Consider the following 23,118-nt stretch of genomic DNA (forward strand, 5'->3'; position numbering starts at 1 on the left):
TCAAATTCAGCGCAATAACTTGACCGCCACTACTGCCGCTGCAGTCGTCAGCGACAGGCAGCCGGCCCAGAATAGCCGGCTGCCCACGAACGACAGCTTCCGGGGAGCGCGGCGCTCGAGTGTCACCATGTCGAGTTTCATGCGGCGCATGGCGCGCCTTTCACGCAGCAGGAAACGCTTCAAGTCGAGCGCCATCGCTTCCGCCGTCGGATAGCGCTTTTCGGGGCGCTTGCTCATGGCCTTCATCACGATGTGCGACAGCGCCATCGGTATGTTCGGATCAACCTCATGGGGCGCCGGCGGCGCGCGGAACGCGATCTCGCTCAAGAGTTTGTCGACACTGCTGGACTGGAATGGCTTCTGGCCGACCAGCATTTCATACATGACGGCGCCCAGGGAGTAGATATCGGTCATCGGGCCTGCCGGTTTGCCCGATGCCTGCTCGGGCGACATGTAGGCCGGCGTGCCGAACAGCTTGTTGTTCTGAAAGATGGTGTACGACCAGTTATCCGCGGCGATCGCTTCATTTCCCATGCTGCCCGCTCGCTTCGGCGCGCGCGCGATGCCGAAATCGACCAGTTTGGGCATTTCATCCTTCACCATGAAGATATTGGCCGGCTTGATGTCGCGGTGCACGACGTCATTGCGGTGCGCGTGGTCAAGCGCATCGGCGATCTTCCATCCGATCGATGCCGCCTCGTCCGGCCGGAAGCGGTGGCCGTTGTCGAGTAACTTGCTCAGCTCGCGTCCTTGCAGATACTCCATTGCGATGTAGGTCGCGCCGTTTTCGACCGAGGCGTCATAGATCGTGGCGATGTGCGGGTGCGACAGGCAGCCTGCGGCGCGCGCTTCATTGAGGAATTGCTGTTCGTACCGGGATTTTTCGGCAAGCGTGAGGCGTGGATTGAAGGTCTTGATCGCCAGATCGCGGCCGATGACCGGATCGTGGCCAAGATAAACGCACCCGACGGTGCCGCGCCCTAGTTCGCGCGTAATGTAGAAGCGCCCGATCCGGCTGAGCGCTGGGGCAATCGATGTCACGCTGGCAGTCGGCTGAAAAGTCATGAGGGAAAGGATGCCGGGAAGTTTTATTCTTGGCAAGAAAATAGCACCAACTCGCACCAGAAATTGTCTTCCCGGGCGCTATGGTTTACCTTCCGGTTTTTTGCCGGTTTCGACTGCAGGTTAAGAGAGCTTGAATGGGGTGTGTTCACCCAGCTCGTCAATGTAAGCGTCGATTCCGCCGGCTTCCTGTTGCAGGAAGCGCTCGATGGCATCGGCGAAGGCAGGATGGGCCAGCCAGTGGGCCGACCAGGTTTTTTCGGGAAGAAAACCGCGCGCCATCTTGTGTTCGCCTTGCGCGCCCCCCTCGAAGCGTTCGATGCCGCAGGCGATGCAGAATTCGAGCGGCTGATAGTACGCGGTCTCGAAATGCAGGCATGGCACTTCCGCAAGGGCTCCCCAGTAGCGGCCGTACAGCGCATCACGATCGTGGAAGACCAGCGAACTGGCGATCGGCTTGCCGTCGCGCTCGGCGACGATGAGCAGGATATGTTGCGGCATCGATTCGCCGATGCGCAGGAAGAAACCGAGATTCAGGTAAGGCGTGGAATAGTGGGCCGCATAAGTGTGGTCGTAGCAGCGCTTGAAAAAGCGCCAGTCGGCTTCGGTGGCGTCCTCCCCTGCGACATGGCGGAAGCGGATGCCCGCGTCATGCACCTTGCGGCGCTCGGCGCGGATGTTCTTGCGCTTCTTGCGGTCGAGCGCCGACAAAAAATCGTCGAAGCTCCCGTAGCCCTGATTGAGCCAGTGGAACTGGACGCCGCTGCGCAGCATGAAGCCGGCCGCTTGCAGTGCCTGCGCCTGCGCCGCCGGCGGAAACAGGATGTGCGTCGACGACAGGCCGCTGTTTTCCTGGAGTGCGCTCAGCGCTTCAATCAGCTTTTTTGCCGCCGCCGCATCGTGCGCCAGCAGCCGGCTTCCCGTCACCGGCGTGAAAGGAATTGCCGACAGCAGCTTCGGGTAATACTCCAAGCCGTTGCGGCGATAGGCGTCGGCCCATGCCCAGTCGAATACATATTCGCCGTAGGAGTGGGATTTGACGTACAGCGGCAGCGCCGCGCACAGCTCGTTGTCGCGCCATAGCGTCAGGTATTGTGGCTGCCAGCCGGTATCGGGCGTGGCGCAACCGGTCTCGTGCAGCGCTGCAAGAAATGCATAGGAAAGAAATGGATTGCGATCCGCCTGCACCGACACAAGCGCATCCCATTCGGCTTGACCGATTTCAGACAGAGCGGAAACGATTCGCGTGCGATAATTCACTATCAATAACTTGTTTCAGCAGAGTTAAGCCGTCTTTGCACCATCATGACAGTCAAAGTTGCAATCGCACAAATCAATAGCACCGTCGGAGACCTGGCGGGCAATCGGGCAAAAATCGTCGATTTCGCGCGCCGCGCCGCGGGACAGGGGGCGGATGTCGTATTGACTCCGGAAATGTCGCTGGTCGGTTATCCGCCGGAAGATTTGTTGTTGCGTCATTCATTCTACGCAAAAGCGGCCGAACAGTTCGAACTGCTGACGGCCGAGCTGGCGGACTTGAAGGATGTGCACGTCGTGGTCGGCCATCCAGTCTTGCAGGAAGGCGCACGCTTCAATGCCGCATCGGTCGTCGTCAATGGCAAGCTGCTGGCGTCCTATCGCAAGCATGACTTGCCGAACGATACTGTATTCGACGAAAAGCGTTATTTCGCATCCGCCGACGAGGCAGTCGTATTCGATGTGAAGGGCGTGCGCTTCGGGATCAATATTTGCGAAGACACATGGTTTGCGCATGCGCCGGCGCGGGCGCAGGCCGCTGGCGCCCAAGTCCTGCTGGTGCCGAACGGTTCGCCCTATCACATCAACAAGCAGCATCAGCGTTATGACGTGATGCGCGCCAACGTCACGGTGCGCGGCATGGCTATCGTGTATGCGAATTTGGTCGGTGGCCAGGATGAGCTGGTTTTCGACGGCAATTCCTTTGTGCTGGACGCGCAAGGGGAGCTTAGAGCCCGCATGAAGCACTGCGTGGAAGACCTGCAGATCGTGGAGTTCGATGGCGCCACCCCGACGCTGTCGGTCATCGAGCCCGATCTGCCGGTTGAGGAGCAGGCGTACAAGGTGCTGGTGCTGGGCGTGCACGATTACGTGACCAAGAACGGCTTCCCGAGCGTGATCATCGGCTTGTCGGGCGGCGTGGACTCGGCGCTGACGCTGGCGGTCGCGGTGGATGCCTTGGGCGCGGACAAGGTGCGCGCGGTGATGATGCCGTCGCCCTATACGGCCGAGATTTCATGGATCGATTCGCGCGACATGGTCAAGCGCATCGGCGTGCGCTATGACGAGATCCCGATCGTCGACTGCTTCGATGCATTCCGCAAGACGCTGGCGCAGGAATTCAGGGGGCTGCCGGAAGATACGACCGAGGAAAACATTCAGGCACGCATTCGCGGCACTATCCTCATGGCGCTGTCCAACAAGTACGGTTCGATCGTTCTGACCACCGGCAACAAGAGCGAGATGGCAGTCGGTTACTGCACGCTGTACGGCGATATGGCGGGCGGATTCGCAGTAATCAAGGATATCGCCAAGACGCTGGTGTATCGCCTGTGCGATTACCGCAATAAGATTTCCGATGTCATCCCGACACGCATCCTGACGCGCGCACCGTCAGCGGAATTGCGGCCCGACCAGACCGACCAGGATTCGCTGCCGCCGTACGAGGTGTTGGACGCAATCATGCAGATGTATATGGAAGAGAACCGCAGCATTGCCGAGATCCTTGCACACGGGTATCGTAAGGAAGATGTCGAGCGTGTAACGCGTTTGATTAAAATTAACGAATACAAGCGCCGCCAAGCCCCGATCGGCATTCGCGTCACGCATCGCGCATTCGGCCGCGACTGGCGTTATCCGATCACGTCCAAATTTCGTGAGTGATTACATTAAGGAGCTAATATGAAATTGATTACCGCAATTATCAAACCCTTCAAGCTGGACGAAGTGCGCGAAGCGCTGGGTGAGATCGGCGTCACCGGCCTGACCGTGACGGAAGTGAAGGGCTTCGGCCGCCAGAAGGGCCATACCGAGCTGTACCGCGGCGCCGAGTATGTAGTCGACTTCCTGCCGAAGGTGAAGATCGAGGCGGTGGTGGATGAAAAGGTGGTGGAGCAGGCGGTCGACGCTATCATCAAGGCGGCTCGCACCGGCAAGATTGGCGACGGCAAGATTTTCGTGCGCAACGTGGAGCAGGTGATTCGCATCCGCACCGGCGAAACGGGGGCGGACGCGGTCTAATCGCGTTTTCCCTGCGAACGGTGGAATCGTTCATGCTCAGCCGCATCCGATTCCGTCGTTCGCATTCATTCGAGGCGCACACCCTTGGCCCAGGTCACCAGGCGTAATCCGCAAATAGCCAGCGCGCTCGACCACAATGAAAAATCCGGCGGCACGCCGGATTTTTGCATCAGCAGGTACATCCAGCATCCCGCAAACGAGCAGATCGCGTAAGGCCTGCCGTCGCGCAGCACCATTGGGATTTCATTGCATACGATATCGCGCAGGATGCCGCCGAAAACGCCGGTAATGACGCCCATCATCGAGGCGATAAAGATCGGCATGCCGGCGGCCAGCGCCTCGGATACGCCGGCGATCGAGAACAGACCGAGCCCGAGCGCATCGGCAAATACGATCACTCTTTCCGATACGATTTTCCGCGCCATGCGGACCGCCGGCACGGCGATCAGCGACAGCACGAAGATCAGAATCGCATATTCCTGGTGCGTGACCCAGAACAGCGGCCGCTTGTCGAGCAAGATGTCGCGCAGCGTGCCGCCGCCGAAAGCGGTAATGAAAGCGACCGTGAATACGCCGACCACGTCCATCTTCTTGCTGCGCGCTTCGGCAAAGCCGGAGAACGCGCCAATCAGGATGGCGAGGACCTCGATGATCTTGATCAGGGACATACGTGATGCGGGTGAAAGGTAATCGCTGCATGATACCCGCAGACGCGGCGAATACAAGCCGCGCTGATCCACCCTAGGCGCGCAGCAGCACGACCAGGGCGCCTGAGCCGCCGTCGGCCGCGCGCGCCTGGCAGAAGGCAATCACTTCCTCCTTCTGCACCAGCCAGTTGCGCACCTTGTTCTTCAGGACCGGTTCCTTGTTGACCGAGCCCAGGCCCTTGCCGTGAATGATGCGCACGCAGCGCGTGCCGCGCTTGACCGCATTGCGCAGGAATTCGGCGAGCGCCTCGCGCGCTTCATCGCGCCGCATCCCGTGCAGGTCGAGCTGGCCCTGGATCACCCAATGGCCGCGCCGCAGCTTGCGCAGGATGTCCTGGCCGATGCCGGGCCGCGCATAACTCAAGGCTTCGTCGGTGTCGAGCAGCGTGTCGACGGTGAATTCGTCAGACAGCGATTCTTCCAGCGCCGCCTGCTCGTCGGCGATGCGCTGGCGTGGAATCGGCAATGGCTGCGGCGACGTTGAATGTGCCTTGCCAGAAGGCGGCAGCAGCGCGACATCGCCCACCGCGCGCCGGAACAGTTCGGCGTCACGCCTGCTTTCCTGCTCGCGGCGCAGCCGTTCCGCTTCGGCTGCCTTGCGCGCTTCTTCCTGGGCCTTTACTTGCGCGCGCAGGGATTTGAGCGCGGCGAAATCCTTGATGGATCCAGACATGATGAGTACTTCCTGACACCGTTCGCACCCGCTCGAAGCGCGCCATGCGAACGGTTTGTTTCCTGCGGCGACAGCCGGCGCTGCAACTGCTTTAGCCTTCCTGGCTTTCCAGATAACGCTGCGCGTCGAGTGCGGCCATGCAGCCGGTGCCGGCGCTGGTGATCGCCTGGCGATAGACATGGTCCTGCACGTCGCCGGCGGCGAACACACCCGGGATGTTGGTCGCGGTCGCCATGCCTTCCAGCCCGGTCTTGGTCTTGATGTAACCGTTGTGCATGTCGAGCTGGCCTTCGAAGATGCCGGTGTTGGGCTTGTGACCGATCGCGATGAACACGCCGTGCACCGCGACCTTGCTGACTTCGCCTGTGGTGGTCGACTTGATGTTGAGGCCGGTGACGCCACTGTCGTCGCCCGTCACTTCATCGAGCGTATGGTTGAGCTTGAGCTCGATCTTGCCTTCGGCGACCTTGGTCATCAAGCGGTCGATCAGGATGGGCTCGGCACGGAACTTGTCGCGGCGGTGCACCAGCGTCACCTTGCTGGCGATATTGGCCAGGTACAGCGCTTCTTCGACTGCGGTGTTGCCGCCGCCGATCACCGCGACCTGCTGGTTCTTGTAGAAGAAGCCGTCACAGGTAGCGCAGGCTGACACGCCGCGTCCCATGAACGCTTCTTCCGATGGCAGTCCCAGGTACTGGGCAGAAGCACCGGTGGCGATGATGAGCGCATCGCAGGTGTATTCGCCGGAGTCGCCAATCAGGCGGATCGGCTTTTCGGTCAGCTTCGCGGTATGGATATGGTCGAAGATGATTTCGGTGTTGAAACGCTCCGCATGCTGCAGCAGGCGCTGCATCAGCTCGGGGCCTTGTACGCCCATCGGGTCGCCGGGCCAGTTTTCAACGTCGGTGGTGGTCATCAGCTGGCCGCCTTGCTCCACGCCGGTGACCAGCACCGGTTTGAGGTTGGCGCGCGCGGCATAGACTGCTGCACTGTAGCCGGCGGGGCCGGAACCGATAATCAGGACGTGGGCGTGTTTGGTGGTAGCCATGGCAGTGTGTGGAAAGGGGATAGGGTTGGTCGGTGAGAGCGTGGAAAGCTGACAAAAACGGGTGCTGACCGTTCATAAGTGCGGTGAATATGTCGCCAAAAGGCGAAATTTCAACCGCGTTACTATTTATTAACGTATTGCACTCGAAAAACTGGTTAAGATTATAGACGAACATGCTTCGCGAGGATGCCCGTCGCTGCGATCAGCCGCGAGCCATATGCGGCCGGAACGCGAGTGCATCACCGATTTTGCAAGAGTTATGACCCGAACAGCCCAAGCCTACACCCGCAACACTGATCCGACTCCGGAAAACCCCTTGCCGAACCGCCTGGTGCGCTTGCTATCCGAGGCGCGCTGGTTCGCGCTGACGGCCGCGACGGTGTACCTGATCCTTATCTTTTTGACATATTCGAAGGCGGATCCGGGCTGGTCCCACGCGAATGTGGTCCCGCGCCTGCATAACTGGGGCGGGCATATCGGCGCCTGGCTGGCGGACCTGATGCTGTTCATTTTCGGATTTTCGGCATGGTGGTGCTGCGTCTACATGGTGCGCCTGGTCTGGGCCGGCTATCGGCGCCTGTCGCATCGTTTCCTGTTCCAGAAAGAGCTCGAGCCGGAGCATCATCACGAGGTCTGGATCCGTTCGATCGGCTTCGTGCTGATGTTGATCGGCAGCGTGGCGATCGAATACCTGCGCATGTACACGCTGAAAGTGCAGTTGCCGCGTGCGCCCGGCGGCGTGCTGGGCGAACTGGTCGGCGGCGCTGCGCAAAACGCGTTCGGATTCACCGGCGCGACGCTGTTTTTGCTGCTGCTGTTCGGCGTCGGCTTTTCGCTGTTCTTCCACGTTTCGTGGCTGGCGGTCGCGGAGCGCATCGGCGGCTGGATCGAGGATGGGGCGAACGCCGTACGCCATCGCTACACCGAGCGCGAAGACCGCAAGATCGGGCAAGTGGCCGCAGTCAAGCGTGAGGAAGTGGTGGTGCAGGAGCGCGCCAAGGTGGTCGAAGCGCCACCGATCCGCATCGAGCCGCAAGTGGTCGAGGTGCCGAAATCCGAGCGCGTCCAGAAGGAAAAGCAAGTGTCCCTGTTTGCCGATCTACCCGACACCAATCTGCCGCCGCTGTCGCTGCTGGACGAACCGCCGCCGGCGCAGGAGACAGTCAGCGTCGAGACGCTGGAATTCACCAGCCGGCTGATCGAGAAGAAACTGTCGGACTTCGGCGTCGAAGCCAAGGTGGTGGCCGCCTATCCGGGCCCGGTCATCACGCGCTATGAAATCGAGCCTGCCACCGGTGTCAAGGGCAGCCAGATCGTGAATCTGGCGCGCGACCTAGCACGCTCGCTGTCGCTGACCTCGATCCGCGTGGTCGAAACTATCCCTGGCAAGAATTACATGGGCCTGGAGTTGCCGAATCCGAAGCGCCAGATCGTGCGCCTGACCGAGATCCTCGGCTCCAAGGTGTACAACGACAGCGCATCGAGCCTGACGGTGGCGCTCGGCAAGGACATCGCCGGCAATCCGGTGGTGGCCGACCTGGCCAAGATGCCGCACCTGCTGGTGGCCGGCACCACCGGTTCCGGTAAATCGGTCGGCATCAATGCGACCATCCTGTCGCTGTTGTACAAGTCCGATCCGAACAATGTGCGCATGATCCTGATCGACCCGAAAATGCTGGAAATGTCGGTGTATGAAGGCATTCCGCATTTGCTGGCACCGGTCGTGACCGACATGCGCCAGGCAGGACACGCGCTGAACTGGGCGGTGGCTGAGATGGAGCGGCGCTACAAGCTGATGTCCAAGCTCGGCGTGCGCAACCTGGCTGGCTACAATCAGAAGATCGCCGAGGCGGAAAAGAAAGAGGAAAAGATCCCGAATCCGTTCAGCCTGACGCCGGACGCGCCGGAACCGCTGGACAAGCTGCCGACCATCGTGATCATTATCGACGAGCTGGCCGACCTGATGATGGTGGTCGGCAAGAAGGTGGAGGAACTGATCGCGCGTATCGCGCAAAAGGCGCGCGCCGCCGGCATCCACCTGATCCTTGCGACGCAGCGCCCATCAGTGGACGTGATCACCGGCCTGATCAAGGCGAATATCCCGACACGGATTGCATTCCAGGTCAGCAGCAAGATCGACTCGCGCACGATTCTCGATCAGATGGGCGCGGAGACGCTGCTCGGCATGGGCGACATGCTGTACATGCCGCCGGGGACCGGCTTGCCGGTCCGCGTGCACGGGGCGTTCGTGTCCGACGACGAGGTGCACCGCGTGGTGCAGCACCTGAAGGCGCAGGGGGAACCGAATTACGTTGAGGGAATCCTAGAAGGTGGCGTCGCTGAAGAGGGCGGCGATGCGGCGCTTGGCGGCGAAGGCGGCGGCAACGGCGAAGCCGACCCGATGTATGACCAGGCGGTGGCAGTGGTGCTGAAGAACCGCCGCGCATCGATTTCGCTGGTGCAGCGCCATCTGCGTATCGGCTACAATCGCGCAGCCCGCCTGCTGGAGCAAATGGAGCAGAGCGGGTTGGTTTCATCCATGCAATCCAACGGCAATCGAGAAATTCTCGTGCCGGCTGGTAATAATTCCGAATAGGGTAGACGTTGAAAAAAACAATATATTCCGGCGCCGCCGTGCGACTCGTAAAACTGCTGGCGGCAACCGCAATCGCAATTCCTGCCATTGCCAGCGCTTCGGCGCTGGATCAGTTCAAGACATTTGTCGGCAGTACCAAGTCGGCCAAGGGCGAGTTCACGCAGCGCCAGGTCAAGGTGGTCGACGGCGCGACCAAGGTGTCCGGCCAATCGGCTGGCAGCTTCGCCTTCGAGCGTCCCGGCAAATTTATCTGGACTTACCAGAAGCCGTATGAACAGCTGCTGCAGGCCGATGGCGACAATCTCTATATTTACGATAAGGATTTGAATCAGGTCACCATCAAGAAGCTGGGCAACGCGCTCGGTTCCTCGCCGGCCGCGATTCTGTTCGGCAGCAATGACCTGGAAAAGAATTTCACGCTGAAAGACGCCGGTACCAAGGACGGGCTGGAATGGCTGGAAGCCACGCCCAAGACCAAGGACACGACATTCGACAAGATCGGCATCGGACTGAAGGACGGCGTGCCGCGCGCGATGGAATTGCGCGATTCCTTCGGCCAGGTGTCGCTGCTGACGTTTAACCGGTTCGAGAAAAATCTGCCGATGGCATCCGGCCAGTTCCGGTTCGTGGTGCCGAAGGGCGCCGACGTGTTCCAGCAATAGCGGCCGGTTTTCGTGGCATCCATCCCCTTAGCCGAAAGGCTGCGTCCCCAGTCGCTCGATGAAGTGATCGGCCAGCAGCATCTGCTCGGGCCGGGCAAGCCCTTGCGGGTGGCCTTCGAATCGGGCGAGCCGCACTCGATGATCCTGTGGGGGCCGCCGGGCGTGGGCAAGACCACGCTGGCGCGCCTGATGGCCGACAGCTTCAATGCCGAATTCATTGCGCTGTCGGCGGTGCTGTCGGGCGTGAAGGAAATCCGCGAAGCGGTCGAACGCGCCCAGGTGGTACGTGCCAACTCGGGGCGCCGCACCATCCTGTTCGTCGATGAGGTACACCGCTTCAACAAGAGCCAGCAGGATGCGTTCCTGCCGCACGTGGAGAGCGGGCTGTTTACCTTCATCGGGGCGACCACCGAAAATCCGTCGTTCGAGGTAAACAGCGCATTGCTGTCGCGCGCGGCCGTGTACGTGCTGAAGTCGCTGTCGGACGAGGAGCTCGATGAACTGGTTGACCGCGCCTGCATCCAGGAACTCGACGGCCTCGATTTCACGCCGGACGCGAAAGCGACCCTGGTCGCCAGCGCCGACGGCGACGGACGCAAGCTGCTTAACAACCTCGAAATCGTGGCGCGTGCGGCGGCTGCAAACGACCAGCAGGAAGTGGACGAAGCGCTTCTTGCCACCGCGCTGGCGGAAAACCTGCGCCGTTTCGACAAGGGCGGCGACGCGTTCTACGACCAGATCTCGGCGCTGCACAAGTCGGTGCGCGGCTCCAATCCCGATGCGTCGCTGTACTGGTTCGTGCGCATGCTCGACGGCGGCGCCGACCCGCGCTACCTGGCGCGCCGCATCATCCGCATGGCGGCCGAAGATATCGGACTGGCCGACCCGCGCGCCCTGCGCCTGGCACTGGACGCGACAGAAACTTACGAACGGCTCGGTTCGCCTGAAGGCGAGCTGGCGCTGGCCGAGGCAGTGGTTTTCCTGGCGTGCGCGGCCAAGTCGAATGCGGTTTATAACGCCTACAATGCGGCCCGGGCATTCGTCGCGAAGGACAAGTCGCGGCCGGTGCCGGAGCATTTGCGCAATGCGCCGACCAAGCTGATGAAGGAGCTTGGATACGGGAAGCTGTACCGGTATGCGCATGACGAACCGGACGCCTATGCGGCCGGAGAGACTTATCTGCCGGACGGGATGGCGGAGCCGGGGTGGTACCAGCCGGTGCCGCGCGGGATGGAGATCAGGATCGGGGAAAAGCTGGCGCATTTGCGGGGGCTGGATCGGGATGCAAGGAAGAACGCGAAGAAGTAGATGCCGTTCCCCGGTCCGGGAGCTGGCCGGCACGCGCTCACGTTCTTCGTCACGGCCAAAAAAAGTGATCCAAAAAAGTCCGCTGCTTTAAGCCGCTCGTTTTCCCGGCAGCGTGAAGCGGGAACGTCGACAGTATTAGGCGCCAAAGTATTTGCCAAGAATCAAGCAGGAAAGCCTTCGGGCGTCGCTGGAAAACCCATCCCGCTTGGTACAATGTCGGTTTTCGCATTCAAACCCTCGCAACTCCCATGATCGACATTCAACTTCTCCGCAAGGACATCGATAGCGTCGCGGCCCGACTGGCTGCGCGCAAGTTCCAGCTCGACGTCGCCGCTTTCAATGCGCTGGAAGCCGAGCGCAAGCAGATCCAGACCCGTACCGAAGAGCTGCAGAGCAAGCGTAATACGCTGTCCAAGCAGATTGGCATGCTCAAGGGGAAGGGCGAGGATACGTCCGCGGTCATGGCCGAAGTGGCAGGCATCGGCGACGAGCTGAAGGCTTCTGCCGAGCGGCTCGATGCGGTGCAGGAAAAGATGAGCGCGTTCATGCTCACCATCCCGAACCTGCCGCACGAATCGGTGCCGGTCGGGCAGGATGAAGCTGCCAATGTCGAAGTACGCAAGGTCGGCACGCCGCGCGCATTCGATTTCGAGGTGAAGGATCACGTTGACGTCGGCGCCGCACTGGGGCTGGATTTCGACGTCGCGGCCAAGCTGACCGGCTCGCGCTTTGCAGTCATGAAAGGCGGCATCGCGCGCCTGCATCGCGCATTGGCGCAGTTCATGCTCGACACCCAAACTGGCGAACACGGTTACACCGAGTGCTATACGCCTTACATCGTCAATGCCGATTCACTGCGCGGCACCGGCCAGCTGCCGAAGTTCGAGGCCGATCTGTTCGCGGCGAAGAAGGGCGGGCAGGAAGGCGAGGGCGAGGCGCTGTATCTGATCCCAACTTCGGAGGTGCCGCTGACGAACATGGTGCGCGACGAGATTGTCGCGGCCGACCAGCTTCCGATCAAGCTGACCGCGCATACGCCGTGCTTCCGCTCGGAGGCGGGCAGCTACGGGCGCGACACGCGCGGCATGATTCGCCAGCACCAGTTCGACAAAGTCGAGATGGTGCAGATCGTGCACCCGGAAAAATCGTACGAAGCGCTGGAAGAGATGGTCGGCCATGCCGAGGCCATTCTCAAGAAGCTCGGCCTGCCGTACCGTGTGATCACGCTGTGCACCGGCGACATGGGCTTCGGTGCGGCCAAGACTTATGACCTCGAAGTGTGGCTGCCGGCGCAGAACACGTATCGAGAAATCTCATCGGTGTCGAACTGCGAAGCGTTCCAGGCCCGCCGCATGCAGGCCCGTTTCCGCAATGCGCAGGGCAAGCCGGAGCTGGTGCATACCCTGAACGGTTCCGGCCTGGCAGTGGGGCGCACGTTGGTCGCGATTCTGGAAAACTACCAGCAGGCCGACGGCAGCGTCGACATTCCCGAAGCGCTGCAGCCCTACATGGGCGGGCTGAAGCGGCTGGCGCGCACGGCGTAAGGTGCCGGCATAGACCCGGTAATTACCCCGGGTACGGCCACTGCGACGACGACACTCCCTGGCGACGTTCGATGAACAAGCTGTTGCCGGGGATTTTTTTCGCCTGTCTCTTGGCATCCGATGCGGCTGTCGCAATCTGGTGGTGCGACAGGTATTGTCCCGGATCGACCCGCACCACCCCCAGCGCCAGGCTGGTCAGCGGATGGAACACCTTGCGGCCGCGCCGGTCTTCGCTGATATAGCCGCCGCGCTCGCGGTCCATGCTGCAGTAGTGTTCCGGCACGGCTGCGGCAAACGACTCCAGGATCGCCTCGCAGCGCTGCTCCCAATCCTCGCTCTGGAACAGCACGATGAAGTCGTCGCCGCCGATATGGCCGATGAAGTCGCGGTTCGGATCGCAATGCGCTCCAAGTATCATTCCCGTCATCTGGATCACATCGTCGCCCTTGCGATAGCCGTACACGTCGTTGAACGGCTTGAAGTGATTGAGATCGGCATAGCACGCTGCAAAGCGCGCGCCGCTTTGCAGCAGGCGGTCGATATGTTCGTTGATCGGCACGTTGCCGGGCAAGAGTGTGAGCGGATTGGCGTAGCGTGCCGCATTGATCTGCATCTGCGTGAGCTCGCGCATCAGGTCCTGGCCGGTACCCATGCCGAGATAGCGTCCGCCGTCGGTGATGATGAAGCCGTTCGACAGATGGTGGCGGTCGGCCTCGACGATGATCTGGCTGAGCTCCTGCAGGCTGGTGTTCTTGTCTGTGATCAGCGGCTTGGCATCCATGAAGGTGGTGCAGGGCTTTTTGCCGTACAGTTCGCGCAGATAGGGGCGGGCAAAGCGGTCGATCAGGTCTGGCCGGGTGATCAGGCCGAGCGGTACGTCGTTGTCGACCACCGGCACGATCTGCAAGTCGGGAGCGGCACGGAAAATTTCATAAACCTGGTTGTTGGTCATGCCGGGCGCCACCGCAGGCACGGCGCGCAACAGCTTCATGGCGGTTACGATGTTGTGCTCGAATGCGCTCTTTTGCGGATACACGGCCACTCCATTGCGATTGAGGCTTTTCGCCACGTCCATCGGCAGGTCGGTGCCGGGCGTCTGCTGCGGTCGTGCGATGTGGTAGCCCTGGCCATGTGCGATCCTGAGGTCGCGGATCAGCAGCAGCTCGGCCTGCGTCTCGATGCCTTCGGCAATCACCACCGTGCCGGACTCTTCCGCGATTTCCTGGATCGAGCGCACGAACTGCAGCTTGACCGGGTCATGGTTGATGCCCTGCACAAAATGCATGTCGATTTTGACGTATTCCGGTCGCAGCTCAGACCACAGGCGCAGGCTGGAAAAGCCCTCGCCAAGGTCGTCGATCGCGATCTGAAAGCCCATGCCGCGATAGTGCATCACCGCCTCGCGCAGCAAGTCGTAGTCGTAAGTGGGTTGGTTTTCAGTAAGCTCGATGATTACGCGCTCCGGATTGATGCCGACTTCGTCGATGTAGCCGAGCGTTTCGCCGCGCCGGGCGTGCGGCTGTAGCAGCATTTCCGGGCTCACGTTGAGGAACAGCTTGCCCGGCAGGTTCAGTTCCGCGAAGCGTTCCAGCACCACGCGCCGGCACATATGCTCGACGGCCACGCCCAGGTTATTGGCGCGCGCGACCTTGAACAGGTTCAGCGGCGAATGCAAGGGACTGTCGGACGGCCCGCGGATCAAGCCCTCGTAGCCTACGATTTCCCCTTTTTGCATATGGATGATGGGCTGAAACAGCGCCGTCAGCTGGCGCTGGCTCAGGATTTCATTCAACCGCGATAACAGCATGGCATCCCTGCTTTCCGGCAGCCTCGGCTTGTTCCTGTCATTGGCGGTCATTCCCGGGATGCGCCTAGTGGCAGTGCCTTGGGAAAGATCTGCGTTGATGAAGTCCGCAGTGCTGGAGGTCATCATGTTGTACTCCTGCGCCAAATCGCTGACAGGCTGATTGAAAAATTGAAGCGAGCTCAAGGCGGCCTTTCGTGTTGTTCTATTTTCGATACTGCGCCGCCATGCTAAATGTCATTTATGACAGGATGATGATTCGTGAAAATTTTATGAACATAAGGAGCATGAAAGGGAAAACGGATAGGGCGTGTATGTCCGGCTGCCAATTATTGGAATGGCTATTCCTTCCCTGTGACTTGTCTGTTATAATCTCTCGCTTTGCGGCGTTTCAAAGCCGCAAAACGACCGAAGACGGAAAGGTGGCAGAGTGGTCGAATGCGCTGGACTCGAAATCCAGTGTACGGTTATACCGTACCGTCGGTTCGAATCCGACCCTTTCCGCCAAAACATGATCTAAAGAAGTTCCAAAAGATCCGAAAACCCGCGATAACTCAATGAGTTACGCGGGTTTTTTGTTTCATACGCAGTTTTAACGTTCGTTGACATCCAGACATTTTGGGGGCACGCTTTGGGGCATATTCCGATGTCCCAAAAAGGAATGCCCCCAAAATGCCAAAACTTGTCGTTCCGTTAACGGATGCCCAGATTAAAAATGCCAAGCCGAAAGACAGAACTTATAAGCTGTTTGACGGCGGTGGTTTGTATCTGGAAGTCATGCCGACGGGTTCCAAACTCTGGCGCATGAAATTCAAACAGGCCAACGGCAAGGAAGGGCGATTGTCGTTCGGCAGCTATCCCGAAGTTTCTCTCACGGCAGCTCGTGCCAAACGTGTCGAGGCGCGCGAACTGAAAGCCAAAGATATCGATCCGGGGGAAGTGCGGCGTTTAGAAAAACTACAACGCGCCGCAGCCGCTTCAAATACCTTCGAGGCCGTCGCACGGCAATGGCACGCCAATAAGCGGGAAGTATGGAAGGAAAACACTGCAAAGGACGCGATGAACCGGCTGGAAAAAGATGTTTTTCCGCTGATTGGTAAGCGGCCTATAGCCGAAATCGACGCGCCGGTAATGCTGGACGTATTGCGTCGTGTTGAGCAACGCGGGGCGAAAGAAATTGCGGCGAGACTGGGACAGTTGTGTAGTCAGATATTCCGTTATGCCATTGCCTCTGGACTGGCTAAATACAATCCTGTCCCCGATTTACGCGGCGCATTGAAACCGCGTGTCAAAGGGCACCACGCAGCCATCTCCACGGATGAGCTGCCGGAATTTCTCAGGGTCTTGGAAAAAAATGAGGCCCGCATGTACACGCCCACTCGAATTTTGATGCGCCTGATGATGCTGGTTTTCGTACGTACCAGCGAATTGATCGAAACACCGTGGTCTGAAATCGATCTTGAAGACGAACAGTGGGTCATTCCGTGGCAGCGCATGAAAATGGGGAAGCGGAAGGTGAACCCGCGTAAGGTGAACCATCACGTAAATATGCCTCGTCAGGGCTGGGAGATGCTTCGTGAGCTGCATGCCATTACAGGCCGTGGTAAGTATCTTTTCCCGAACCAGCGCGACCACGAAAAGCCAGTTTCCAACGGCGCTATTTTGGCGGCGTTAAAGCGCATGGGATATGGCGGAAAGCACACAGGGCACGGTTTCCGGGCACTTGCTATGGGCGTCATCAAGGAGTGTTTGGGCTATCGGCATGACGTGGTGAATCGGCAATTGGCTCATATGTCTGGCGACGCGTACGGCGAAGCATACGACCGGGCCGAGTTTCTCGAAGAGCGGCGCGCGATGATGCAGCAATATGCGGATTACTTAGCCAGTATCGCAAGCGGAAACATCGCAATAGGTTGGCCCGCGAAAGCTGCGTAGGTTCAAGTTATGAATATCTGTCACTATGACAGGAAAAGATCATAGCCCATGCATTAATTGGCGTGAGTCATGTTTGCGGGCGGAGGGACATTTAATGGTGATGCCGCAAAAGGACTATTTTACCTTTACTGATCTTGAAAACAGGTGGGGTTTAAATCGGGATGCGCTACATTTGTTGGTTATAAATGAAGAGCTTGTTCCTTCATATTTTTTAAGGCTATATCAAGCTAGGAGCGTTTGTTTTGAAAAAGACGAAAGCGGCGCATGGTGCGAGTCGCTTTTTGGCTCGGATGATTGCGTAGAGCGTCGGTTCGTTTTTCTCCGTGCCCCGGTCAGAGCGGCGGCGAATAGCTGTGTTTTTAAATATGGATGCGATAGCCAGAACGCTGAGCTGGGCGAGAACAATGTCGGTCAATGGGTGCGATTTATGCGAGAAATCACACTTGATGACCCGGAAGTTGTTTTTCAAAGATTAGAAATCGAAAAATTCGAGGGTAAGAATGCCCACTTAATCAAGCCAGACGATGCTTTGGGTGGGGAAAAACAGATTTCCGGAAAATCTGAAACAGCTTACTTGCACATTATCGGTGCGCTGTGCGATCTCTATTGGAGAGAAAAACATTCCGGAAGCGCGAGGATAAACCAGTCTGAAATTATCGCTGACCTGGAAAAATATATTGGCTTTAGCGGACTCAGCGAACGCAATTTAAAAGATAAGCTGTCAAGGGCAATTAAAGCAATATGTAATGAATAGTGCAAATGCACGGACATGGTGCATTTGCATTTTTTCACTTGATAGTCATTCCTAGAATTAAAGCATCCAATCCCGGATGCTTTTGAAAGGCTTAGGAATGACTACACCGACTATTATCCGACTGCCGCAGGTTAAGTTGCGCACCGGCCTGTCACGCAGCACAATTTACGCACTCATTAAGGCAGGCCAATTCAGAGCCCCCATTTCTCTTGGTGCGCGCGCCGTGGGTTGGCTGGAAAGTGATATCGCGGAGTTCATCGAATCCCGCGTTAAGGCTTCACGCAAAGCTGGTTAAGGAGGGGCTATGGACGAAAAAAAAGCCCCCGGCTTTCGTGCGGAGACCATCGAAAAGAACAATCATAAGCCTAGAGGCAACGACGCCGAAACACAAGTAAATCGCTCGCTAGAAGCGTTACAAGTGTTTTTAAGCATGACTACGCAAGATATGCGGCTTCATCTCGACGTCATACACTCGGCAGGCCGCATTAAGGAATTGCGCGGTCGTGGTTTCGAAATTCGAGTGCATTGGGAAAACTTCCCGACGGCATCGGGTAGGATGCATCGAATGGCGCGCTACGTCTACGCCGGGAAGAAAGGCGGTGAATATGAATAGCGCGCCATGGATGGACGAGTTAAACGGCCTGCTGATGCGTTTTTCTGGCATGGGTATAGAGGCAGATGTAGGCGCGTTGAATTTATGCGAACTATGGGGGCTCTATTGCTTTCTGCGGCGCATGGCGGAGGAATAGCATGGAGCCGCTCATGCGAAAAAATAAGGCGAAAAAGCAGGAGAGTTCCGGTCGTTTCCTGATGCTGCCCGCCGAAGTGTTTAATAGCCCCAAGTACCGGAAAATCTCGGCGCGAGCGGTAAAGCTATTGATCGACATTGGATGCCAATATAACGGCAAGAACAATGGTGATTTATGCTGTGCATGGAAAGTGATGAAAGCGAAAGGCTGGCGATCGGAACAGACCTTGAACAACGCCAAAAAGGAATTGCTCGGAGCTGGATTTATTGCGGAGACTAGGAAAGGGCGTCGTCCAAATTTATGCAGCCTGTATGGCATAACATGGAAGCACCTGAATCCAAACTCAAAGCTTGACATCCAGCCTTATGCATTTCCTTTCGGTGCTTGGAAAGTGGACGAAAAACCGTAGCGCGAAACATATCCCTTACTACGATTTCTGTGGGAAATCACCACCGCATAGCTGCGATTTTTGAAGTCATTGATTTGCTATAGCTACTGGTTTTGTAGCTATGCGGTGAAATTCCGGTGTTCCACTACTACGGTTCTTGTAGTGCTATATAGAAGTTACCATATGCAGGACGGCAGCCCAGCAATACATGAAAACTCCGCGAAGCAAAGATGATTTTATGCAAGAACGTGATGCACTCATTATTCGCAGATTAATCGTCAAATTGGGCGATTAATAAGGCGTAGCTTGCATATTTAGAAGGAGTACCTGTTTGTGCGTATCAGTGATCACAGTGCAATATGAAAGCGAGCTCTGAATTGTAATTTGGATCTGCGCCAAGCAGAAAACGTTGGAGCGCTTATTTAAGCTGGGTCAATATTTAACGTTGCGCGACGTTGCATCAATGCAAGGCGTACTAATGAAGTGTAACGTTGCCACATTGGGGCTTTCGCAGCGAGTTTCACCAATTTAGCCAATGCAACCGTGCGTGTCTCGCCCGTTAAGTCGATAATTCCAGTTACGAAACCGTGCCGTTCTGGAACGTTGTTAACCCCATGAGCAATGTTTAAGAGATCTTGATCCTCTTGATCAAACCCATGCGGCTGCAATGTATGGAGCATTCGATGTAATGTCTGTTCCGGAGACATGACACCACGGGGCTTAAACGGGCGTATTGCAGCTAATAGTTCTTTTCGCTGCGGAATGCGCGCAGGCTCTGTGCCGGTCAACTCACTGGCAACTTTGTTGCGCCTTTCCTTCTTAGTCGCTTGATCATCTCCATCCATAATAATCAAAACGTGTTGTAGCGATCGGTTGGCTAACACAATCCCTGCGCCGACCTTGAATGCATTCGATGCCGCTCCGAAATGTTCGATTTGTACAAATGGGCGGAGCCGCAGTTCAAGTGCGATTTGGCTCACAATTGCTTCGGCTACATCGTCTTCAACGAAAATGGAAAGCGGTTTTTCTTGAATGCCCGTTATATAGCGAAGTGCTGCCGATGAATAGCCATTCCAGAAAACGGTACGACTTTGAGTTCGATGGAGAGTGGTGATTGCGACATTTGCATACATTTTTGCCACGGGCGGAAAATGAGTCGTCATGACAAGCTGCTTGTGCTTCTGCCTGCAATGTTCATCAAGTATCCCGAGTAGCCGTTGTAAGGCGTCCTGGTGAAGAAAGAGGTCGATCTCATCAATCAAGATCAACGCGTAGTTGGGGGCAGAAAAAACTGCCTCCAAAATGCGAAAAACTCGTTGCTCACCAGCGCTCATAGAAAGCGCAGCATACGTTAGCCCATTGGTGGTGACGCCCATAGAACGCCTGCCTGCCCGCTGGTATTCAACATTATGAAAGGCCGTATAGTCGCGGTTCATCACTTCGCCAGCCTTCACTCGAATTAGGTCGTCGGCCTGCGTATTTCGCACTGCACGGCGATAATGAACCATTGTGTTGATGTTGACTGACTCAACTTCTGGCACCGATTCGCGAATGGATAAAAGTCGAGTGAATCGCAATGGACGACGCTCATATTTTGGTGTCCAACGATCGGCTGCCTTTGCATACTCTTGGCTCAGGTCGAAATGCGGGACAGCACCGACTCTTTCTGAATAGTTGACCTCAAACTTGCTTCCGCTCCATATTGAATCCGATGTTGGCTTGAAAAACATCGGAAATTTGTAGTTAGGTGATCGATCGTCAAGTGGCCCGTATGCGCATGCTAATGCATGCAGAACAGTGGTTTTTCCACATCCGTTTGTTCCCATCAATGCCGTAAGTGCCGCATCCGAAAATTTCAGCTCAACGTCTTTGAGGTTTTTTAACAATGACACTTTGAGCGCATCAAGCTTTTGCTGCGTAGGGAGAACTGGATTGACCATTATGTGGTTAATTCAAAAGCGACCGGAAACAGTAATCTGTGTTGATGTAATGCAATGAAAGTGCATTGTACTTGACCCGGAAAGCGGTAACCTAGTGTGACTTGCTAACATCGCGGGGGAGGGCGAGTAGAAAGTCTACATAGTCGTATATGGAAACCGGCTGCATATATTCACCTTTTCAATACCGCAAATTCAGGAGTGGGGGGTAAACAAGGCGTCCATTTGACTGCTGGAAGTGCCGGGGTTTGGGGGCATTGTTAGGGGCACTTAATCAGTGATAAATGTCTAATGATAGGAATGGCGCGGTTTTCCGGAGATGATTCGAGTCCGACCCTTGATCTGAAAAGATCCAAAAACCCGCGTTAATTCATTGAATTACGCGGGTTTTTTGTTTTCCGGCATACCTCTTTTTAACGAAAAAGATGTTGTCGATGTTGCCATATCGATGGCGCCACACTCCCGACCAATTAAGAAAAAACCTACAAAGTTAAGGTAAATACCTGATAGGAAAAGGACTTTTCCAGAAGTCCACATTTCCTGTGGATAAGTTTGTGGACAAGGCGCTATTGACAATCCTTAAAGCAAGGAAACATGCGGGTTCCACTAGCTTGCCCACAAAATGGGCAATACAGGCGCCCCTTAAAAATCAATGACTTAGCGCCGCACTTTGCATAGGGATCAAAAAGGTACGAAGCCGTACCAAAAATATTTCGGCATATTGCGCTTGTGCACAAACTGTACTAGGCGCACTTCGCTTGACACTTTCTGACATGTGTCCAAAGCATGCGGGCCCAATTCTTTTCGCTTGCCTTGCCTCTAATAGTGATTTTCGCGTGTCGGAGAACTCCTACGAGGCAGAGCAAATTGCTGTATGCATATAGGCAACAGTAAAGCGCTGACTCCAATGAGGCAGCACCTGCTTTTCTGGGATGTCCATATCGGCAATGAATGGCCTTGGCTTCCACTTTCCTACTTGCATCTATTGTTGAAGTGCACAGGAAATTTCTTAGTCGAAATCAATGTAGGCCTTTCATACCAATTCAGAAATGCTGCTATTTTCAAACGGAAACATTAATTAGCACTTCAAACATACCGATCCTGCTGACGATGCGGCAACACGCATCGTCCAGTCCACCGGTTGTAATCAGGGCATAATCTGCTGCGCAATCAGGAGATCGCGGCCACCTGCAGCATCGGCATCAGCGCCTTTCCGCATGATGCGGACGACCCGCACGCATTGCTGAAAATTGCCGATACAGCATGTACCACGCCAAGGAAAGAGGGCGCAACACCTTCGAACGCTATACCCCCGAAATGCACAGCCGCGCCAACGAGCAGCTGCTGATCGAGTCGAACCTGCGGCGTGCGCTGGAGCGCAATGAATTCCTGCTGCATTACCAACCGCTGCTGGACCTGCGTAGCGGCCGTGTCGTGGGCGCCGAAGCGCTGGTGCGGTGGGGCGCCATCCGGAGCTGGGTTTGGTCGCGCCTGCGTGCTTCATCCCGCTGGCCGAAGAAACCGGCCTGATCGCGGGTATCGGCGACTGGGTGATACGCACCGCCTGCCGGCAAGCCAAGGCATGGCATGACGCGGGTTTCAAGGATTTGCAGGTGGCGGTGAATCTGTCGGTGCATCAGCTCACTCGTGTCAATTTCGACGCCGAAGTGGCTGCCGTGCTGGCCGACGCCGGCCTGCCGCCGCAATACCTGGAGCTGGAAATCACCGAAAGCACGTCGATGAAGCATCCCGAGCGCACGGTCGTCTTGCTGGCGCGCCTGAAGCAGATGGGCATGTCGATTGCGATCGACGATTTCGGCACCGGCTACTCCAACCTGTCCTATCTGAAGCGATTCCCGGTCGACCGCCTCAAGCTGGACCGTGCGTTCGTCTCCGATATCACCAGCAAGCCGGAAGACTCCGAGCTGGCCCGGGCCATCATCGCCATGGCTCGCAGCCTGCACCTGACCGTGGTGGTCGAAGGCGTCGATGAGGAAGTGTATACGCTCGCCGATGCGCAGCACTATTACTTTGCACTGAACAAGAATACCGACGACAGGCTGGTAGCCAAGCTGCAAGCCGTGCTCGACGAACTCAGGGCGAAAGGCCGGGTGGAGGCGATTGCTGCACGCTATCGTTAGAGCTTGCGCAGTCGCTTCGCATTGCCGGTGGCGGCGGCATGGATCGGACGAAGCGCGTGCTGAGCCACTTGGGCGGCCGAATTGCCGAGCTTCGATGCAAGTGTGCCGGAGTTCAGCATGGCCGTGCGCAGCAGCGCCGCCTGCCGTTGGCCGGACAATGCGAGTGCCGGCTGCATTGCCAGCGCGAACGCGCTGCCCGCGCCGCTGATCAATTGCTTGAGCACCATGGTCCCGATCTGCTGGTTGATCGCCATCAGCCGCATTCCGGCGGCGAATGCCGAAGCGGCTGCCGCGTCAATCTTTTCCTGCCCCATCAGGTTGAATTCGCGCCGGTCGCGCACGTTGGGCAGGGGGCCGGCGGCGGCGAGACGGGCGCTGCGGTGACGGATGACCTCTGCCGAAGCAACCAGCATTTCGCCGGTTTTCAGCGCCAGCGCGCTCCAGGCCTGGAATGGATTGAAAAGGGGAATTCGTTGCACGGCGCGTCCTTAGCATGGATGAAAAGGATTGGAGCGCGCGCCGGCCGCGTAAGTT

Annotated in this window: 21 protein-coding genes and 1 tRNA gene; 14 read left to right on the top strand and 8 right to left on the bottom strand. The window is 57.3% G+C overall.

All coding sequences use genetic code 11. The annotated features are described in order from the left end of the window. Positions 1-6 precede the first annotated feature (6 nt). Positions 7-1,065, bottom strand: coding sequence for a serine/threonine-protein kinase (locus TSA66_RS18765; protein WP_052452432.1), 1,059 nt, complete (start codon positions 1,063-1,065; stop codon positions 7-9). 120 nt (positions 1,066-1,185) lie between these two features. Beyond that, positions 1,186-2,322, bottom strand: coding sequence for a GNAT family N-acetyltransferase (locus TSA66_RS18770; protein WP_040041074.1), 1,137 nt, complete (start codon positions 2,320-2,322; stop codon positions 1,186-1,188). A 45-nt stretch (positions 2,323-2,367) separates the two neighbouring features. On the opposite strand from TSA66_RS18770, the gene TSA66_RS18775 reads away from it, so the two are divergent. Both TSA66_RS18775 and TSA66_RS18780 read left to right on the top strand, forming a co-directional pair. Further along, positions 2,368-3,981: an NAD+ synthase gene (locus TSA66_RS18775; RefSeq protein WP_040041075.1), complete on the top strand. Its 1,614-nt coding sequence runs from the start codon at positions 2,368-2,370 to the stop codon at positions 3,979-3,981. An 18-nt stretch (positions 3,982-3,999) separates the two neighbouring features. Then, a complete protein-coding gene (locus tag TSA66_RS18780; protein WP_040041076.1) occupies positions 4,000-4,338 on the top strand; it encodes a P-II family nitrogen regulator in 339 nt (112 codons plus the stop codon). Between the two features lie 65 nt (positions 4,339-4,403). Here the strand turns inward: TSA66_RS18780 and TSA66_RS18785 are convergent, their stop codons facing one another. From TSA66_RS18785 to trxB, 3 genes are all read right to left on the bottom strand, one after another. Then, on the bottom strand, positions 4,404-5,006 hold the full coding sequence (locus TSA66_RS18785; protein ID WP_040041077.1) for a trimeric intracellular cation channel family protein: 603 nt from the start codon (positions 5,004-5,006) through the stop codon (positions 4,404-4,406). 73 nt (positions 5,007-5,079) lie between these two features. Then, complete coding sequence (locus TSA66_RS18790) at positions 5,080-5,718, bottom strand: Smr/MutS family protein (RefSeq protein ID WP_040041078.1); 639 nt, start codon at positions 5,716-5,718, stop codon at positions 5,080-5,082. 91 nt (positions 5,719-5,809) lie between these two features. Continuing rightward, positions 5,810-6,766: a thioredoxin-disulfide reductase gene (gene trxB / locus TSA66_RS18795; protein WP_040041079.1), complete on the bottom strand. Its 957-nt coding sequence runs from the start codon at positions 6,764-6,766 to the stop codon at positions 5,810-5,812. 259 nt (positions 6,767-7,025) lie between these two features. On the opposite strand from trxB, the gene TSA66_RS18800 reads away from it, so the two are divergent. The 4 genes from TSA66_RS18800 to serS all read left to right on the top strand — a co-directional run bounded on the left by TSA66_RS18800 (position 7,026) and on the right by serS (position 12,876). Continuing rightward, positions 7,026-9,362, top strand: a complete 2,337-nt coding sequence (locus TSA66_RS18800) for a DNA translocase FtsK (protein WP_040041080.1) — start codon at positions 7,026-7,028, stop codon at positions 9,360-9,362. Between the two features lie 38 nt (positions 9,363-9,400). Continuing rightward, the gene (gene lolA, locus TSA66_RS18805; protein WP_232429494.1) at positions 9,401-10,024 is read left to right on the top strand and encodes an outer membrane lipoprotein chaperone LolA; all 624 of its coding nucleotides are present in this window, start codon (positions 9,401-9,403) and stop codon (positions 10,022-10,024) included. Positions 10,025-10,036: 12 nt separating this feature from the next. Continuing rightward, on the top strand, positions 10,037-11,332 hold the full coding sequence (locus TSA66_RS18810) for a replication-associated recombination protein A (protein WP_040041082.1): 1,296 nt from the start codon (positions 10,037-10,039) through the stop codon (positions 11,330-11,332). Between the two features lie 248 nt (positions 11,333-11,580). Continuing rightward, on the top strand, positions 11,581-12,876 hold the full coding sequence (serS, locus tag TSA66_RS18815) for a serine--tRNA ligase (protein WP_040041083.1): 1,296 nt from the start codon (positions 11,581-11,583) through the stop codon (positions 12,874-12,876). A gap of 22 nt (positions 12,877-12,898) precedes the next feature. Here serS and TSA66_RS18820 read toward each other — a convergent pair whose 3' ends face one another. Next, positions 12,899-14,683, bottom strand: coding sequence for a GGDEF domain-containing protein (locus tag TSA66_RS18820; RefSeq protein WP_040042760.1), 1,785 nt, complete (start codon positions 14,681-14,683; stop codon positions 12,899-12,901). Between the two features lie 413 nt (positions 14,684-15,096). Between TSA66_RS18820 and TSA66_RS18825 the strand changes: the two genes are divergently transcribed. From TSA66_RS18825 to TSA66_RS18845, 6 genes are all read left to right on the top strand, one after another. Beyond that, positions 15,097-15,187: transfer RNA gene (locus TSA66_RS18825), tRNA-Ser, on the top strand. A gap of 165 nt (positions 15,188-15,352) precedes the next feature. Further along, complete coding sequence (locus TSA66_RS18830) at positions 15,353-16,615, top strand: tyrosine-type recombinase/integrase (RefSeq protein ID WP_040041084.1); 1,263 nt, start codon at positions 15,353-15,355, stop codon at positions 16,613-16,615. A gap of 94 nt (positions 16,616-16,709) precedes the next feature. Next, positions 16,710-17,369 carry a hypothetical protein gene (locus TSA66_RS18835; protein ID WP_040041085.1) on the top strand — a complete coding sequence of 220 codons (660 nt, stop codon included), beginning with the start codon at positions 16,710-16,712 and terminating at the stop codon, positions 17,367-17,369. Between the two features lie 97 nt (positions 17,370-17,466). Further along, positions 17,467-17,664: a helix-turn-helix transcriptional regulator gene (locus TSA66_RS26355; protein ID WP_084200037.1), complete on the top strand. Its 198-nt coding sequence runs from the start codon at positions 17,467-17,469 to the stop codon at positions 17,662-17,664. A 9-nt stretch (positions 17,665-17,673) separates the two neighbouring features. Further along, positions 17,674-17,982 carry a helix-turn-helix domain-containing protein gene (locus tag TSA66_RS18840; RefSeq protein ID WP_040041086.1) on the top strand — a complete coding sequence of 103 codons (309 nt, stop codon included), beginning with the start codon at positions 17,674-17,676 and terminating at the stop codon, positions 17,980-17,982. Positions 17,983-18,119: 137 nt separating this feature from the next. Continuing rightward, complete coding sequence (locus TSA66_RS18845; protein ID WP_040041087.1) at positions 18,120-18,527, top strand: hypothetical protein; 408 nt, start codon at positions 18,120-18,122, stop codon at positions 18,525-18,527. Positions 18,528-18,928: 401 nt separating this feature from the next. Here the strand turns inward: TSA66_RS18845 and TSA66_RS18850 are convergent, their stop codons facing one another. Continuing rightward, positions 18,929-20,446 (bottom strand): AAA family ATPase, encoded by a 1,518-nt coding sequence (locus TSA66_RS18850; protein ID WP_084199729.1) that lies wholly within the window; start codon positions 20,444-20,446, stop codon positions 18,929-18,931. Between the two features lie 1,260 nt (positions 20,447-21,706). On the opposite strand from TSA66_RS18850, the gene TSA66_RS28050 reads away from it, so the two are divergent. Then, complete coding sequence (locus TSA66_RS28050) at positions 21,707-21,973, top strand: EAL domain-containing protein (RefSeq protein WP_052452433.1); 267 nt, start codon at positions 21,707-21,709, stop codon at positions 21,971-21,973. Further along, positions 21,925-22,584 carry an EAL domain-containing protein gene (locus TSA66_RS18855; RefSeq protein WP_052452434.1) on the top strand — a complete coding sequence of 220 codons (660 nt, stop codon included), beginning with the start codon at positions 21,925-21,927 and terminating at the stop codon, positions 22,582-22,584. The genes TSA66_RS28050 and TSA66_RS18855 overlap by 49 nt, the downstream gene beginning before the upstream one ends. On the opposite strand, the gene TSA66_RS18860 is transcribed toward TSA66_RS18855, so the two are convergent. Then, entirely contained in the window at positions 22,581-23,063 is a 483-nt protein-coding gene (locus tag TSA66_RS18860) for a polyhydroxyalkanoate granule-associated phasin (protein ID WP_040041089.1), read from the bottom strand. The two genes, TSA66_RS18855 and TSA66_RS18860, sit on opposite strands and share 4 nt — an antisense overlap. Positions 23,064-23,118 lie beyond the last annotated feature (55 nt).

This window comes from Noviherbaspirillum autotrophicum (assembly GCF_000818395.1).
GTDB lineage: Bacteria > Pseudomonadota > Gammaproteobacteria > Burkholderiales > Burkholderiaceae_D > Noviherbaspirillum > Noviherbaspirillum autotrophicum.

What these genes read in the sequence shown, in the direction of transcription:
- TSA66_RS18830 (WP_040041084.1), top strand. Translation starts at nt 15,353, where the DNA reads ATGCCAAAACTTGTCGTTCCGTTAACGGATGCCCAGATTAAAAATGCC.
- TSA66_RS18840 (WP_040041086.1), top strand. Translation starts at nt 17,674, where the DNA reads ATGGACGAAAAAAAAGCCCCCGGCTTTCGTGCGGAGACCATCGAAAAG.
- trxB (WP_040041079.1), bottom strand. Translation starts at nt 6,766, where the DNA reads ATGGCTACCACCAAACACGCCCACGTCCTGATTATCGGTTCCGGCCCC.
- TSA66_RS18775 (WP_040041075.1), top strand. Translation starts at nt 2,368, where the DNA reads ATGACAGTCAAAGTTGCAATCGCACAAATCAATAGCACCGTCGGAGAC.
- serS (WP_040041083.1), top strand. Translation starts at nt 11,581, where the DNA reads ATGATCGACATTCAACTTCTCCGCAAGGACATCGATAGCGTCGCGGCC.
- TSA66_RS18820 (WP_040042760.1), bottom strand. Translation starts at nt 14,683, where the DNA reads ATGCTGTTATCGCGGTTGAATGAAATCCTGAGCCAGCGCCAGCTGACG.
- TSA66_RS18790 (WP_040041078.1), bottom strand. Translation starts at nt 5,718, where the DNA reads ATGTCTGGATCCATCAAGGATTTCGCCGCGCTCAAATCCCTGCGCGCG.
- TSA66_RS18765 (WP_052452432.1), bottom strand. Translation starts at nt 1,065, where the DNA reads ATGACTTTTCAGCCGACTGCCAGCGTGACATCGATTGCCCCAGCGCTC.
- TSA66_RS26355 (WP_084200037.1), top strand. Translation starts at nt 17,467, where the DNA reads ATGACTACACCGACTATTATCCGACTGCCGCAGGTTAAGTTGCGCACC.
- TSA66_RS18845 (WP_040041087.1), top strand. Translation starts at nt 18,120, where the DNA reads ATGGAGCCGCTCATGCGAAAAAATAAGGCGAAAAAGCAGGAGAGTTCC.
- TSA66_RS18850 (WP_084199729.1), bottom strand. Translation starts at nt 20,446, where the DNA reads ATGGTCAATCCAGTTCTCCCTACGCAGCAAAAGCTTGATGCGCTCAAA.
- TSA66_RS18780 (WP_040041076.1), top strand. Translation starts at nt 4,000, where the DNA reads ATGAAATTGATTACCGCAATTATCAAACCCTTCAAGCTGGACGAAGTG.
- TSA66_RS18785 (WP_040041077.1), bottom strand. Translation starts at nt 5,006, where the DNA reads ATGTCCCTGATCAAGATCATCGAGGTCCTCGCCATCCTGATTGGCGCG.
- TSA66_RS18800 (WP_040041080.1), top strand. Translation starts at nt 7,026, where the DNA reads ATGACCCGAACAGCCCAAGCCTACACCCGCAACACTGATCCGACTCCG.
- TSA66_RS18835 (WP_040041085.1), top strand. Translation starts at nt 16,710, where the DNA reads ATGGTGATGCCGCAAAAGGACTATTTTACCTTTACTGATCTTGAAAAC.
- TSA66_RS28050 (WP_052452433.1), top strand. Translation starts at nt 21,707, where the DNA reads ATGTACCACGCCAAGGAAAGAGGGCGCAACACCTTCGAACGCTATACC.